13 protein-coding genes are annotated in these 13,329 nt (G+C 62.4%); 8 read left to right on the forward strand and 5 right to left on the reverse strand.

Translation table 11 applies throughout. From position 1 onward, the window contains the following. Positions 1-699 precede the first annotated feature (699 nt). From hemA to N5D53_RS26915, 6 genes are all read left to right on the forward strand, one after another. On the forward strand, positions 700-1,977 hold the full coding sequence (gene hemA / locus N5D53_RS26890) for a glutamyl-tRNA reductase (RefSeq protein WP_010951977.1): 1,278 nt from the start codon (positions 700-702) through the stop codon (positions 1,975-1,977). Beyond that, positions 1,974-3,056: a peptide chain release factor 1 gene (gene prfA / locus N5D53_RS26895; RefSeq protein ID WP_003247392.1), complete on the forward strand. Its 1,083-nt coding sequence runs from the start codon at positions 1,974-1,976 to the stop codon at positions 3,054-3,056. The genes hemA and prfA overlap by 4 nt, the downstream gene beginning before the upstream one ends. Next, positions 3,056-3,886 carry a peptide chain release factor N(5)-glutamine methyltransferase gene (gene prmC, locus N5D53_RS26900; RefSeq protein WP_014589668.1) on the forward strand — a complete coding sequence of 277 codons (831 nt, stop codon included), beginning with the start codon at positions 3,056-3,058 and terminating at the stop codon, positions 3,884-3,886. The genes prfA and prmC overlap by 1 nt, the downstream gene beginning before the upstream one ends. After that, positions 3,880-4,635, forward strand: a complete 756-nt coding sequence (locus N5D53_RS26905) for a molybdopterin-synthase adenylyltransferase MoeB (RefSeq protein WP_014859519.1) — start codon at positions 3,880-3,882, stop codon at positions 4,633-4,635. The genes prmC and N5D53_RS26905 overlap by 7 nt, the downstream gene beginning before the upstream one ends. Then, positions 4,628-5,425: a glutamate racemase gene (gene murI, locus N5D53_RS26910; RefSeq protein ID WP_010951981.1), complete on the forward strand. Its 798-nt coding sequence runs from the start codon at positions 4,628-4,630 to the stop codon at positions 5,423-5,425. Before N5D53_RS26905 ends, murI begins: the two co-directional genes overlap by 8 nt. Before the next feature lie 106 nt (positions 5,426-5,531). Further along, on the forward strand, positions 5,532-6,050 hold the full coding sequence (locus N5D53_RS26915; protein WP_003247385.1) for an acyloxyacyl hydrolase: 519 nt from the start codon (positions 5,532-5,534) through the stop codon (positions 6,048-6,050). Positions 6,051-6,165: 115 nt separating this feature from the next. Here the strand turns inward: N5D53_RS26915 and N5D53_RS26920 are convergent, their stop codons facing one another. The 5 genes from N5D53_RS26920 to N5D53_RS26940 all read right to left on the reverse strand — a co-directional run bounded on the left by N5D53_RS26920 (position 6,166) and on the right by N5D53_RS26940 (position 11,241). Further along, a complete protein-coding gene (locus N5D53_RS26920) occupies positions 6,166-6,864 on the reverse strand; it encodes an SDR family NAD(P)-dependent oxidoreductase (RefSeq protein WP_190869694.1) in 699 nt (232 codons plus the stop codon). After that, a complete protein-coding gene (gene phrB / locus N5D53_RS26925; protein ID WP_190869693.1) occupies positions 6,861-8,303 on the reverse strand; it encodes a deoxyribodipyrimidine photo-lyase in 1,443 nt (480 codons plus the stop codon). The genes N5D53_RS26920 and phrB overlap by 4 nt, the downstream gene beginning before the upstream one ends. Continuing rightward, positions 8,294-9,193 (reverse strand): MerR family transcriptional regulator, encoded by a 900-nt coding sequence (locus tag N5D53_RS26930; RefSeq protein WP_104960777.1) that lies wholly within the window; start codon positions 9,191-9,193, stop codon positions 8,294-8,296. Before N5D53_RS26930 ends, phrB begins: the two co-directional genes overlap by 10 nt. Beyond that, the gene (locus N5D53_RS26935; protein WP_010951986.1) at positions 9,183-10,151 is read right to left on the reverse strand and encodes a DUF523 and DUF1722 domain-containing protein; all 969 of its coding nucleotides are present in this window, start codon (positions 10,149-10,151) and stop codon (positions 9,183-9,185) included. The genes N5D53_RS26930 and N5D53_RS26935 overlap by 11 nt, the downstream gene beginning before the upstream one ends. A 103-nt stretch (positions 10,152-10,254) precedes the next feature. After that, positions 10,255-11,241: an NAD(P)/FAD-dependent oxidoreductase gene (locus N5D53_RS26940; protein WP_190869692.1), complete on the reverse strand. Its 987-nt coding sequence runs from the start codon at positions 11,239-11,241 to the stop codon at positions 10,255-10,257. A 186-nt stretch (positions 11,242-11,427) separates the two neighbouring features. On the opposite strand from N5D53_RS26940, the gene N5D53_RS26945 reads away from it, so the two are divergent. Beyond that, on the forward strand, positions 11,428-12,333 hold the full coding sequence (locus N5D53_RS26945) for a TIGR01777 family oxidoreductase (protein ID WP_010951988.1): 906 nt from the start codon (positions 11,428-11,430) through the stop codon (positions 12,331-12,333). A 13-nt stretch (positions 12,334-12,346) separates the two neighbouring features. Then, positions 12,347-13,329: ferrochelatase (gene hemH, locus N5D53_RS26950; protein ID WP_279841099.1), on the forward strand; the 983-nt coding region annotated here is incomplete at its 3' end.

Consider the following 13,329-nt stretch of genomic DNA (forward strand, 5'->3'; position numbering starts at 1 on the left):
CCGGGAGCAAGCCCGGAGCGAGGGGACCCCGGAGCGTAGCGTAGGGGCCGGATGATGGGAGCCGACGGCTTTGGTTACTTTGGCCATGACCAAAGTAACCCGCCGGAAGGGCGGAAAGGTGACTACGCGCCACCTTCGCGAATGAATACCTACTTGATGTGGATGCTCACATCCAAGAAGCAAGAAGCAAGAAGCAAGAAGCAAGAAGCAAGAAGCAAGAAGCAAGGAGCAAGGAGCAAGGAGCAAGAAGCAAGGAGCAAGAAGCAAGGAGCAAGAAGCAAGGAGCAAGAAGCAAGGAGCAAGGAGCAAGAAGCAAGAAGCAAGGAGCAAGGAGCGAAGTGGTCTGTTTTGACTCGGCGAACCGTCATTTGCGATGGCGACGCTGACTCACCTTTTCGCAAAAGGCTTAAGGCAGTTAGCTCTGTAGCCAGCTTCTTGGCGTCCGTTGTCACGGGGCAAGCCCACCAAAAAACGTTGCGCTCCCATCATCCGGCCCCTGCGCTGCGCTCCGGGATCCCCTCTCTCCGGCCTCCTGAAGTCGCGAAGATCAAAAGCGGGAGTGAAACCTGAAATCAACGTTGATGCTGGCCCGCGAGCGGCGATAGCCGCGGGACTATCAGCACAATAGCGAACGGTGGTTGTCCTGAAACCTGCGAAAGAGGACAATTATCGGCTTCCCGTCACAACCAGCGACCTTGCATGGCCTTTCTTGCACTTGGTATCAACCATAAGACTGCCTCGGTAGACGTACGCGAGCGCGTGGCGTTTACCCCAGAGCAGCTGGTAGACGCCCTGCAGCAGCTCTGCCGACTGACGTCCAGCCGCGAGGCGGCGATCCTGTCGACCTGCAACCGCAGTGAGCTCTATATAGAGCAGGACCACCTGTCCGCCGACGCCGTGCTGCAGTGGCTGGCCGACTATCACCGCCTCAGCATCGACGAGCTGCGCGCCAGCGCCTACGTGCATGAAGAGCACGACGCCGTGAAGCATATGATGCGCGTGGCCTCGGGCCTGGACTCGCTGGTTCTCGGCGAGCCTCAGATCCTCGGCCAGATGAAGTCCGCTTACGCCGTGGCCCGCGAAGCCGGTACCGTCGGGCCGTTGCTCGGGCGCCTGTTCCAGGCCACCTTCAGCGCCGCCAAGCAGGTGCGTACCGATACGGCCATCGGTGAAAACCCGGTTTCGGTTGCGTTCGCCGCGGTCAGCCTGGCCAAGCAGATTTTCGCCGACCTGGGCCGCAGCCAGGCCCTGCTGATCGGTGCCGGCGAAACCATCACCCTGGTCGCCCGCCACCTGCACGAGCAGGGCGTACGCCGTATCGTGGTGGCCAACCGCACCCTGGAGCGCGCCAGCATCCTGGCCGAGCAGTTCGGCGCGCATGCCGTGCTGCTGGCAGACATCCCCCAGGAACTGGCCAACAGTGACATCGTGATCAGTTCCACCGCCAGCCAGTTGCCGATCCTGGGCAAGGGCGCGGTCGAGAGCGCACTGAAACAGCGCCGACACAAGCCGATTTTCATGGTCGACATCGCTGTCCCTCGCGATATTGAAACCGAAGTCGGCGAGCTGGATGATGTCTACCTGTACACCGTCGACGACCTGCACGATGTAGTGGCGGAAAACCTCAAGAGCCGCCAGGGTGCGGCTCAGGCGGCCGAAGAGCTGGTATCCGTGGGCGCCGAAGACTTCATGCTGCGCCTGCGCGAACTGGCTGCGGTGGACGTGCTCAGGGCCTATCGCCAGCAAAGTGAGCGCCTTCGCGACGAAGAACTGCAAAAGGCCCTGCGCCTGCTGGCCAATGGCGGCAACCCCGAAGACGTGCTGGCCCAACTGGCCCGGGGCCTGACCAACAAACTCCTGCATGCGCCCAGCGTGCAGCTGAAAAAGCTCTCGGCCGAGGGCCGCCTCGATGCGCTGGCCATGGCCCAGGAACTCTTTGCCCTCAACGAGGGCTCCACGGACAAATCCCCGCAATGAAAGCGTCGCTGCTGAACAAACTGGAAATCCTCCAGGACCGTTTTGAAGAACTCACCGCCCTGCTCGGTGACGCCGAGGTTATTTCCGACCAGACGCGTTTTCGCGCCTACTCCCGCGAGTATGCCGAGGTAGAGCCGGTCTACGCTGCTTATAAAGAGTGGCGTAAAGTCCAGGACGACCTCGAAGGCGCCCAGGCGCTGCTCAAGGACAGTGACCCGGACCTGCGTGAAATGGCCGTGGAAGAGGTGCGTGAAGCCAAGGAGCAACTGTTGACCCTGGAGGCGCAGCTGCAACGCATGCTGCTGCCCAAAGACCCCAACGACGGTCGCAACGTGTTTCTCGAAATCCGCGCCGGTACGGGTGGCGACGAGGCAGCCATCTTCTCTGGTGACCTGTTCCGCATGTATTCGCGCTACGCCGAAAAGCGCGGCTGGCGCCTGGAGATCTTGTCCGAGAACGAAGGCGAGCACGGCGGCTACAAGGAAATCATTGCCCGCGTCGAGGGCGAGAATGTCTACGGCAAGCTCAAGTTCGAGTCCGGTGCACACCGGGTTCAGCGTGTGCCCGAGACCGAGTCCCAAGGCCGTGTTCACACTTCCGCGTGCACGGTGGCGGTGCTCCCCGAGCCGGACGAGCAGGCCGCCATCGAAATCAACCCGGCCGACTTGCGCGTGGATACCTACCGTGCCTCCGGTGCCGGCGGCCAGCACGTCAACAAGACCGATTCGGCGATCCGTATCACTCACTTGCCCACCGGTATCGTGGTCGAATGCCAGGAGGAGCGCTCGCAGCACAAGAACCGTGCTCGCGCCATGTCCTGGCTGTCGGCCAAGCTGAACGACATGCAGACCAGTGCCGCGCAGAACGCCATTGCCAGTGAGCGCAAGCTGCTGGTGGGTTCCGGTGACCGCTCCGAGCGCATCCGCACCTACAATTATCCACAGGGGCGGGTGACCGATCACCGCATCAACCTGACCTTGTATTCGCTGGACGACATCCTCAGCGGTGGCGTAGACGCGGTGATCGAACCGCTGCTGGCCGAATACCAGGCCGATCAACTGGCCGCCTTGGGGGACTGATGACTGTCATCGCCAGCCTGTTGCGCAACGCGCAGTTGCCTGAATCGCCCACTGAGCGCCTGGATGCCGAACTGCTGCTGGCTGCGGCCATCGGTAAATCGCGCAGCTACCTGCATACCTGGCCCGAGCGTATTGTCAGCAGCGAAGATGCAGAGACCTATGCCGGCTACCTGAAGCGCCGCCGTGGCGGCGAGCCAGTGGCCTATATCCTTGGGCTGCAGGGCTTCTGGAAGATCGACCTGGAGGTCGCGCCGCATACCCTGATCCCGCGGCCGGATACCGAGCTGCTGGTCGAGACGGCGCTTGAACTGCAACCCGCTTCGCCCGCCAAGGTTCTCGACCTGGGTACCGGTACGGGTGCCATCGCTCTGGCGCTGGCCAGCGAGCGCCCGGCCTGGCAGGTTACAGCGGTTGACCGGGTGGAGGAGGCTGCTGCCCTCGCCGAGCGCAACCGCCAGCGGTTGGGCCTGGCCAACGCTCGGGTACGGCTAAGCCACTGGTTCGACAGCCTGGCCGGGGAGCGTTTCGACCTCATTGTCAGCAACCCGCCCTACATCGCCGCTGAAGACCCGCACCTGGTGGCCGGCGACGTGCGCTTCGAACCCAGCAGTGCCCTGGTGGCCGGTGCCGATGGCCTGGACGACCTTCGCGTGATCGCCGCCCAGGCCCCCGCGCACTTGTTGCCAGGTGGTTGGCTACTGCTGGAACATGGCTACGATCAGGCGGCGGCGGTACGTGCTCTGCTGGCTGAACATGGCTTTATCGAGGTGGCCAGCCGCACGGACCTGGGCGGCCATGAACGCATTACCCTGGGGCGACTGCCATGCTGAGTGATCAGGAACTGCTGCGTTACAGCCGCCAGGTGCTGCTGGCCCAGATCGACATCGATGGCCAGCTGCGGCTCAAGCAGAGCAAAGCGCTGATCATCGGGCTGGGTGGCCTGGGCTCGCCAGTCGCCCTGTACCTGGCCGCCGCTGGCGTGGGTGAGCTGCACCTGGCCGACTTCGACACCGTCGACCTGACCAACCTGCAACGCCAGGTCATCCACGACAGTGCCAGCGTTGGCATGAGCAAGGTCGACTCGGCCTTGCAGCGCTTGCAGGCAATCAACCCGGAAGTCAGCCTGGTTGCTCACCGCCAGGCACTGGACGAGGACTCGCTGGCGGCTGCGGTGTCGGCAGTCGACCTGGTATTGGACTGCTCCGACAATTTCTCTACCCGCGAGGCGGTCAACGCTGCCTGTGTCGCGGCCGGCAAGCCGCTGGTCAGCGGAGCGGCAATCCGTCTGGAAGGCCAACTGTCGGTGTTCGACCCGCGGCGCGACTACAGCCCGTGCTACCACTGCCTGTACGGGCATGGTAGCGAAGCCGAACTGACCTGCAGCGAAGCTGGCGTCATTGGCCCGCTGGTGGGGCTGGTGGGTAGCCTGCAGGCGCTGGAGGCGATGAAGTTGCTGGCTGGCTTCGGTGAGCCGTTGGTCGGCCGCTTGCTGTTGATCGATGCCCTCGGCACCCGCATCCGAGAGCTTCGTGTCAAGCGCGACCCGGCTTGCACGGTCTGTGGTAAGCGCGATGGCTGAGCGCTCGGCGCCGATCGGCGTCATGGACTCGGGGGTTGGCGGTTTGTCGGTGCTGGCCGAGATCCAGCGCCTGCTGCCCAACGAAACGTTGCTGTATGTGGGCGATTGCGGGCATATACCCTACGGTGAGAAGTCGCCTGACTATATCCGCGAGCGCTGCCGACGCATTGCCGGGTTCTTCCATGAACAAGGCGCAAAGGCCATGGTCCTGGCCTGCAACACTGCCACGGTGGCGGCAGTGGCCGACCTGCGTGAGTTGTATCCGACCTGGCCGTTGGTGGGCATGGAACCGGCCGTCAAGCCTGCAGCGGCAGCCACCCGCTCGGGCGTGGTCGGTGTGCTGGCCACCACCGGTACCCTGCAGAGTGCCAAGTTCGCAGCCTTGCTCGATCGCTTCGCGAATGACGTACAGGTTATTACCCAGCCTTGCCCGGGGCTGGTCGAGCTGATCGAAGCCGGTGATCTTGTAAGCCCGGCGGTGCGCCAGCTGCTGCAAGGTTATGTGCAGCCGCTACTGGCTGCAGGTTGCGATACGCTGATCTTGGGCTGCACCCATTACCCTTTCCTTCGCCCATTGCTGGCCGGCATGGTCCCGGATGACGTGGCCATCATCGACACCGGCGCGGCCGTGGCGCGTCAGTTGCAACGGCTGTTGGGTGCCAATGATCTGTTGGCCGAAGGCCCGGCCGGCGCTGCACGCTTCTGGACAAGCGCTGACCCAGAAGCCTTAAGAAAAATCCTACCTGTGCTGTGGCATAAGTCTGACGATGTGCAAAGCTTTGCGTTGTGAAAAAAACGTGAAAAAAGGCTGAACTATCGTTCCACTTCTGCTTTCTACCGCTTTGCCTGAGATGAGGCGGACACTAACAACAGCATCAGAAAGAAGGATGTTTCTTATGAGGAAACTGCTCGGCTTGGCAGCGGCTGCTGCCTTTGTTTTGGGGCAAGCGATGTCGGCACAAGCTGCCGATGTTTCGTTTTCGGTGGGGCAGACCGGCGATTCGACAATGGTTTACCGGCTAGGGCTGCAATCGAATTGGGATGCGAGTTGGTGGCAGACCAGCGTTGGTCGGCTGACCGGCTATTGGGATGGGGCCTACACCTACTGGGATGGCGACGAGACCGCAAGCAATCACAGCCTGTCCTTCGCGCCCGTGTTCGTCTATGAATTTGCCGGGGAGTCGGTGAAGCCTTACATCGAAGCCGGGATAGGGGTAGCGGCGTTCTCCAGCACCGAGCTGGAAAGCAACGAGCTGGGTTCGGCTTTCCAGTTTGAGGACCGCATCGGCTTTGGTTTGCGCTTTGCCGGCGGGCATGAGATTGGGGTGCGGGCGATTCACTATTCCAACGCGGGCATCAAAGAGCCCAACGATGGTGTAGAAAGCTACAGCCTGCATTACAGAATGGCGCTCTGAGTTCACCTGCATTCGCGGGCAATGCCCGCTCCTGCCGGAATACCACAGCATTAAAGGTCTGGGTAATCTGCAGGAGCGGGCTTGCCCGCGAAGAAGGTAATGCTGATTTCAGCGGTCAACGCGCCAGCGGCCACAGGCTACTGAGGTCCAGCGTCTCCAGGACCAGTTCCGGTTCTCTCTGAGGCCACCGGCGCAGCAACTCCTCTGCGGCACTGTCGGGCGTCCACGCCTCCGGTATCGCCTGTGCCGACGTTACCGTAACCTTCAACGATTGTGGCCCTACGATGGTCAGTGCTACCCCTTGGTCCTCAAGGGCCTTGCGCTGCTCACGCAGCCATTGCGGCAAGTTGTTCCAGCCCGCAGTCACCTGTGTCGGTGCAAACAGCTGCAACGCCGAATAGCGGTTGAAAAGCCCCATCACCTGGGGCGACTGCCCCTTTGCCAGCAACGGCAGCGCTTTGCTCAGGCAATGCTCTGCGGCCAGCTGGTTGGTGGTGACGATCGCTTCGATCAGCTCACTTTCACTGACATTGTCTGGCAGGTAATCGGTGGTGCCGGTGTTGAGGATCAGCCCGTCCAGCGAACACCAGGCATGGCAAATCTGTTGGCACGCATCGGTAACGTGTTGTTCTTCCTGTAACTGCCACGGCAAACGCAACAATTGGCTGCCGTAGCGTGCCCCCAAATCATCCAGTGCATCGCTATCCTTGCCACTCGCGGCAACGCGATGTCCTTCATCGAGCATCCGCTCCACCAAAGCCAAGCCAAGTCCGTTGCTTGCGCCTGTAACCCAAAAACTACGCGAGTTAATCAAGACGTTATCCCCTGATTCTGCCGGCGTGGCAGCCCTTTGAATGCTTCCAGGGCCCGCTGGCGACTGCTGCTGAGATCTACGATTGGACTTAGGTACGAAGTATTACCGAAAAGGTCCGTCGATTTAATGGGTTGATGGATGGCTTTTTCATCGAGCTCCTGTAGTTCCGGTACCCAGTGGCGAATGAACCGACCCTGTGGATCGAAGCGTTGCGACTGTGAAACCGGGTTGAAGATACGGAAATAGGGCACCGCGTCGGTGCCGGTGGACGCACTCCACTGCCAACCCCCGTTGTTGGCGGCCAGGTCGCCGTCTATCAGGTGGCGCATGAAGTGCCGCTCGCCCTTGCGCCAGTCAATCAGCAGGTTCTTGCTGAGGAACATGGCCACGATCATGCGCAAGCGGTTGTGCATCCACCCGGTGTGCAGCAGCTGGCGCATGGCGGCATCGATGATCGGGAAGCCGGTGCGGCCCTGCTCCCAGGCCTCCAGGTCTGCGGGGGCGTCACGCCAGGGCAGGGCTTCGGTCTGGGCGCGGAAGGCGCGGTGGCGCGAGACCTGTGGATAACCGCTCAGGATGTGCTTGTAGAACTCACGCCAGAGTAGCTCATTGATCCAGGTCTGCACGCCTGTGCTGCCACTGTCGAACTCGCCCCGGTTGCCGGCCAGTGCACCGTGCAAGCATTGGCGGGGCGAAATCACGCCGGCGGCCAGGTAGGGGGAAAGCTGGCTGGTACCGGGCTTGGCAGGCAAGTCGCGCAGGTGGTGGTAGTCGTCGATGGTTTCGTCCAGGAAGCGTGACAGGCGGGACTGTGCCTCAGCTTCACCGGCTGGCCAGTGGTCGCGCAGTGCGTGCGTGGTTTTTCCGAAGCCCTCGACATGTTGCGGGATCGGGTCGCTGCCGATGTTCAGCGGGGCCTGGCGCTTCACCCGCCGTGCCAGGGACGGCAGGCTGCGGTGCAGATGCTCCAGGCAGGTTTTCTTGAACTGGCTGAACACCTGGAAGTAATCGCCACTGCGAGTCAGTACGGTGCCCGGACGGAAGAATAGTTGGTCGAGGTAGCTGTGCGCCTGGATGGCCGACTTTTCCAGCAGTGCCCGGGTGGCATCATCCCGGCGCTGCTCATTGATGCCGTACTCCTCGTTCCAGTGCACGCTTTGCACCTGATGTTGGCGGCAGATATCGAGCACCGCCTGTGGCGCCTGGTCCCAGGTATCGATTGTGCGGATCAGCAGGGGGATGTTCAGCTTTTCCAGTGATTGGCGCAGGTCATGCAGGTTACGCAGCCAGAAGTCGACTTTGCAGTCGGCATCGTCATGGGCTTGCCATTGTCCGGGGCTGACCAGCCACAGGGCGATGGTCGGGCCGCGTTCGGTAGAGGCGCTGAGTGCAGTGTTGTCATCGATACGCAGGTCGCTGCGCAGCCAGGTCAGGTGCATGGGGGATTTATCTCTACAGGCTGTCGATCATGGGCTTGAAGCACGCGCAATGCCGCCTGCGGGGTGTCGAACAGGAAAAGGTCGGGCAGCTCAAAAGCCTGCAAGCGGGCTTCATGCAGCGCCAGCGTGGCACCGCCCAGCAGCTTGGGGATCGGCAAGCCTTGCAGGGTGCGCAGCAACGCCTTGTCGTCGATGCGTGGCCCCAGGTGCAGGAGTAAGGCGCGTGGTTTGAGCGCGTTGACGGCGCTTAGCAATTGCGGGCCTGCGACGGGCTGCTCGAGCACCTCGACCGGGAAGCCATTGCTGGTGAGTAGCCAGGCGCACAACCATAAGTCCGGGCTGAAGGTGCGTTCGCTGTCTTCGGCCAGCAATACGGCGGGCCCTTGCAGCAGCTGGTTGTCGTGGTACACGCGGGCACCGAGCTTGCTGCGCAGCCAGCTGTGGAAAAACACCTGCTCCAGCCGAGCGTTGAAGTAATTGCGCCAGCGCTGGTCGAGCATGTCGAGGAGCGGCAGCAGCAGTTGTTCGCACAGGGTGACTGCCGGGTACAGCGCCATTGCCTGGTTGAGTTGCTGATCGAGGGCGCGCTGTGAAAGGCCGGCGATGGCTTCGATCAGCTGGAATTGCCTGGCTTGCCAGTCCCCCTTCGGTGGGGTGCTGGCGGGTTTGTCGAGCAACTCGCGGACTTGGCCGACCGACGCGCCACGCTGCAGCCAGGCCAGGACGGCCTCGACGCGTTCGACCTGCTCAAGTGGGTACAGGCGATGCCCCTTGGCGGTGCGCTGTGGCTTGAGCAACCCATACCGGCGCTCCCAGGCGCGCAGGGTGACCGGGTTGACGCCAGTGCGACGGGCAAGTTCGCCGATGGGCAGCAAGTCCTCAGACCGCATTGCGCAAGCCCAGGCTCTCGGGGTGAGGCTGCAGGTAGGCTTGTTGCTGCAGGTAGGGGTCTGGGTGCTTGCGCAAATGATGTTTGAGCAGGGTCAGTGGCACTACCAGAGGTACCACGCCTTGTTGGTATTGGCCGATGACTGCTTGCAACTCGGCCTTGTCCTGCTGTGTAAGGGCATCCTTGAAGTAGCCGCTCAGGTGCTGCAGCACGTTACTGTGGGTGCCGCGGCTGGCGCAGCGGCGCAGGGCCTGCATCAGCTGGCTGAAATAGCGCGGGCCGATGCTCTGTGGTTCATCAGCCTTGCTCATGCTGCCAAGCAGGCGGCCGAGGGTGCGATAGGCCTGGGGGTTGTTGGCCATCAGCAAATACTTGTAGCGCGAATGAAAGCGCACCAGCGCGCCACGGTTCAGGCCCTCGGCCAGCAGGCGCTGCCAGTCGGCGTAGGCGTAAACGCGGCTTATGAAGTTCTCGCGCAGCACAGGGTCATGCAGGCGACCTTCTTCTTCTACTGGCAGGTCCGGGCGCAATGCGCAGAAAGCCTGGGCATAGACGCCGCGGCCACCATGCACGGCCGGGTGGCCGTTGTCCTGATAAACCTTTACCCGTTCCAGGCCGCAAGAAGGTGACTTCTGCATGAAGATGTAGCCGCAGATGTCGTCAAGTTCGTTGGCCATCTGCTCGCCATAGGTGCGCAGCGGGTCGGTCAGGTCCTTGCCGGGGTCGCGGGTGCCGACCACTTCGGGTTGCTCGGGGTTGCCGACCAGGCGAATCGGGTCGCGCGGGACACCCAGGCCGATTGCCACTTCCGGACACACGGGTAGCCAGTCGAAGTGTTGTTCCAGCTGTTTACGGCACAGGTCGGAGGCCTTGTGGCCGCCGTTGTAGCGCACGCTGTGGCCGGTCAGGCAGGCGCTGATGGCGATACGCGGCTTGCTGTGGGCGGAAGGGTCGTGCATGGCTGCCTCCGAAAATAAACCTGTACGTGACTCGAAACTTGTACAGGTTTATTTCAGCACAGCGCTGAAGTTATGCAAACTAGTATTTTTGTATAGTTCGGCATCACTCAAGGTGTTCGAGCAAGCGCCGCGCTGCTTCCTGGCCACTGAGCCATGCGCCCTCGACGCGGCCGGACAGGCACCAGTCTCCACAGGCGTACAAACCCTGGTCAGCATCGGCCAGTGCGCCCCACTCATGGTTGCTACTGGGGCGGGCATAGAGCCAGCGGTGGGCCAGGGCGAAGGTGGGCGGGGGGACCACGCAGCCGACCAGCTCGGCGAATTCGCCCCACAGCTGCTCGATCACTTCTTCCTTGGGCAGGTCGATGTGTTGCCGGCTCCAGTCTGACGTCGCGTGCAGTACCCAGGTGTCCAGGTGCTCGTCGCGGCCAGGCTTGCTGCGATTGCGGGCCAGCCAGTCCAGCGGGTTGTCCTGCACGAAGCAGCCTTGCATTGGTGTCTCCAGCGGTGTCTCGAAGGCAAGGGCGACGGCCCAGGTAGGTTCCATTTGCACGCCAGCGGCCACGGCCGCCAGCTTCGGTGTGGCGGCCAGAAGTGGCGTGGCCTGCGGTGCCGGGACGGCAATGACCACGCGGCTGTAGGGGCCGTGGCTGCAACCTTCGGTATCTTGCAGGTGCCAGTACTGCTTGCCGCGAAACACTTCCGCTATGCGGCAGCCGAAGTTGACGGTGACGTCCTTGAGCAAGCCGCGGGTAATGGCGCTCATGCGTGGCACGCCCACCCAGCGCGTCTGCTCGTCGGGGGAGGGGGTAAGTTCGCCATCACGGTAGTTGTACAGTTGAGGCTTCCACTGCTCGGCCCAGCCGGCGGCCACCCATTGCTGCACCTGATCGACGAAGCGTCGGTCACGGGCAGTGAAGTACTGTGCGCCCAGGTCGAGCGCGCCGGCTTCGCTGCGCTTGCTGGCCATGCGCCCGCCACTGCCGTGGCCTTTGTCGAACAAGTGCACGGATTGCCCGGCCTTCTGCAAGGCCTGGGCGGCTGACAAACCGGCGATGCCGGCCCCGATGATGGCGATAGGTACTGTCATGATGGCCTCTTCAAACCTTGCTGTGAGCAGACTACGCTGTCAGGCAAACCTGTACAATGCCAAAATTATGTATAAGGTTATTCCGTGTTGGCGGCAGGTTGGCCTATGTTTATCCGAGAGCGTCGGGTCAAAAAAGTGCCTTGCTGTTAAAAATAGACCACCGACGCATTCTGCGAGGACACAGCCATGCATATATTGCTGACAGGTGGCACCGGTTTGATTGGCAAGCATCTGTGCCAGTACTGGCTGGGCCAAGGGCATCGGCTTACGGTTTGGAGCAGGCGTCCTGAACAGGTGGCGAAAATCTGTGGTAGCGGGGTGCGTGGTATCGCGCGCCTGGAGCAGCTGGAGGCCGACGATCATCTTGATGCGGTGGTCAACCTTGCCGGTGCGCCGATTGCCGACAGGCCCTGGACGGCCGCCCGGCGCAACGTGCTGTGGGCCAGCCGTGTCACCCTTACCGAGCAATTGCTGGCTTGGTTGGGCACCCGTGAGCAGCGCCCGGAGGTGTTGATCTCCGGCTCTGCGGTAGGTTGGTACGGGGACGGTGGCGAACGCGAACTGACCGAGGCCTCTCCCCCGGTGCGTGAAGATTTCGCCAGCCAGTTGTGTATTGCCTGGGAAGAGACCGCGCAGCGTTCGCAAGCGCAGGGGATACGCGTGGTACTGGTCCGTACCGGCCTGGTGCTGGCCAGCGATGGCGGCTTTTTGTCGCGCCTGCGCATGCCCTTCAAACTGGGGCTGGGCGGGCCTTTGGGCAATGGGCGGCAATGGATGCCTTGGGTTCATATAGACGACCAGGTCGCCCTGATTGATTTTCTCTTGCAGCACAAGGATGCCAGCGGTCCTTATAATGCCTGCGCGCCGGAGCCTGTGCGCAACCGTGAGTTTGCCAGGCGACTGGGCCGCGCCCTGCATCGGCCGGCGCTGTTGCCAGTGCCGGCATTGCTGCTCAAGGCCGGGCTTGGCGAGATGTCGACCTTGCTGCTGGGAGGCCAGCGGGCGCGCCCGGTACGCTTGCTGGAAGCCGGCTTCACCTTCCGCTTCAACGATCTGCAATCGGCGCTGGACAACCTGTCCAGTCGCCTCTGACATAGGACGCTGCATGACCGATCACGCCCTGCTGCTGGTCAACCTGGGTTCCCCGGCTTCCACCTCGGTGGCCGATGTGCGCCGCTACCTCAACCAGTTCCTCATGGACCCCTACGTGATCGACCTGCCGTGGCCGGTGCGGCGTTTGCTGGTGTCGCTGGTCCTGATCAAGCGCCCGGAGCAGTCGGCACATGCCTACGCTTCGATCTGGTGGGAGGAGGGCTCGCCTCTGGTTGTGCTGACCCGTCGCCTGCAGGCAGCGATGGCCGAGCACTGGCCCCATGGCCCGGTTGAAATCGCCATGCGCTACGGTCAGCCGGCCTTGCCTGATGTGCTGGCGCGGCTGGCCGCCCAAGGTGTGCGCAAGGTGACTTTGGCACCGCTTTATCCACAGTTCGCCGACAGCACGGTGACCACGGTGGTCGAGCTGGCAAAACAGACCGTCAGCGAGCGCCAGTTGCCGTTGCAGATGCGTGTGCTGCAGCCGTTCTACGAGCATCCGGCGTACATCGAGGCACTGGCTGCCAGTGCCCGGCCGTACCTTGAGACGGGTTACGACCACCTGCTGTTGAGCTTCCATGGTTTGCCGGAACGGCACCTGAAAAAGCTGTTTCCGAAAGGGGTCAAGCACGACCTGCGTGCTGCCGATTGCTGCCACGGTGCAACCGCCGAAGTACGTTCGGTTTGCTATCGCGGGCAATGCCTGGCTACGGCCAAAGCCTTTGCGCAGAGCATGGGCATACCGGATGGCAAATGGTCGGTATCGTTCCAGTCGCGGCTGGGCCGGGACAAGTGGATCGAACCCTACACCGAGACGCGGCTGGATGAGCTGGCCAAGGCCGGTGTGAAGAAGCTGCTGGTGATGTGTCCGGCGTTTGTGGCGGATTGCATCGAGACGCTGGAAGAGATAGGCATGCGTGGCAGCGAGCAGTTTGTCGAGGCGGGCGGCCAGGAGCTGGTGCTGGTGCCGTGCCTGAATGATCACCCGGAGTGGGT

The sequence above is a fragment of the Pseudomonas sp. GD03862 genome, assembly GCF_029840855.1.
Classification (GTDB): Bacteria; Pseudomonadota; Gammaproteobacteria; order Pseudomonadales; family Pseudomonadaceae; genus Aquipseudomonas; species Aquipseudomonas alloputida.

Coding starts and splice junctions, on each gene's coding strand:
- hemA (WP_010951977.1), top strand. CDS start 700: ATGGCCTTTCTTGCACTTGGTATCAACCATAAGACTGCCTCGGTAGAC.
- prfA (WP_003247392.1), top strand. CDS start 1,974: ATGAAAGCGTCGCTGCTGAACAAACTGGAAATCCTCCAGGACCGTTTT.
- prmC (WP_014589668.1), top strand. CDS start 3,056: ATGACTGTCATCGCCAGCCTGTTGCGCAACGCGCAGTTGCCTGAATCG.
- N5D53_RS26905 (WP_014859519.1), top strand. CDS start 3,880: ATGCTGAGTGATCAGGAACTGCTGCGTTACAGCCGCCAGGTGCTGCTG.
- murI (WP_010951981.1), top strand. CDS start 4,628: ATGGCTGAGCGCTCGGCGCCGATCGGCGTCATGGACTCGGGGGTTGGC.
- N5D53_RS26915 (WP_003247385.1), top strand. CDS start 5,532: ATGAGGAAACTGCTCGGCTTGGCAGCGGCTGCTGCCTTTGTTTTGGGG.
- phrB (WP_190869693.1), bottom strand. CDS start 8,303: ATGCACCTGACCTGGCTGCGCAGCGACCTGCGTATCGATGACAACACT.
- N5D53_RS26930 (WP_104960777.1), bottom strand. CDS start 9,193: ATGCGGTCTGAGGACTTGCTGCCCATCGGCGAACTTGCCCGTCGCACT.
- N5D53_RS26935 (WP_010951986.1), bottom strand. CDS start 10,151: ATGCACGACCCTTCCGCCCACAGCAAGCCGCGTATCGCCATCAGCGCC.
- N5D53_RS26940 (WP_190869692.1), bottom strand. CDS start 11,241: ATGACAGTACCTATCGCCATCATCGGGGCCGGCATCGCCGGTTTGTCA.
- N5D53_RS26945 (WP_010951988.1), top strand. CDS start 11,428: ATGCATATATTGCTGACAGGTGGCACCGGTTTGATTGGCAAGCATCTG.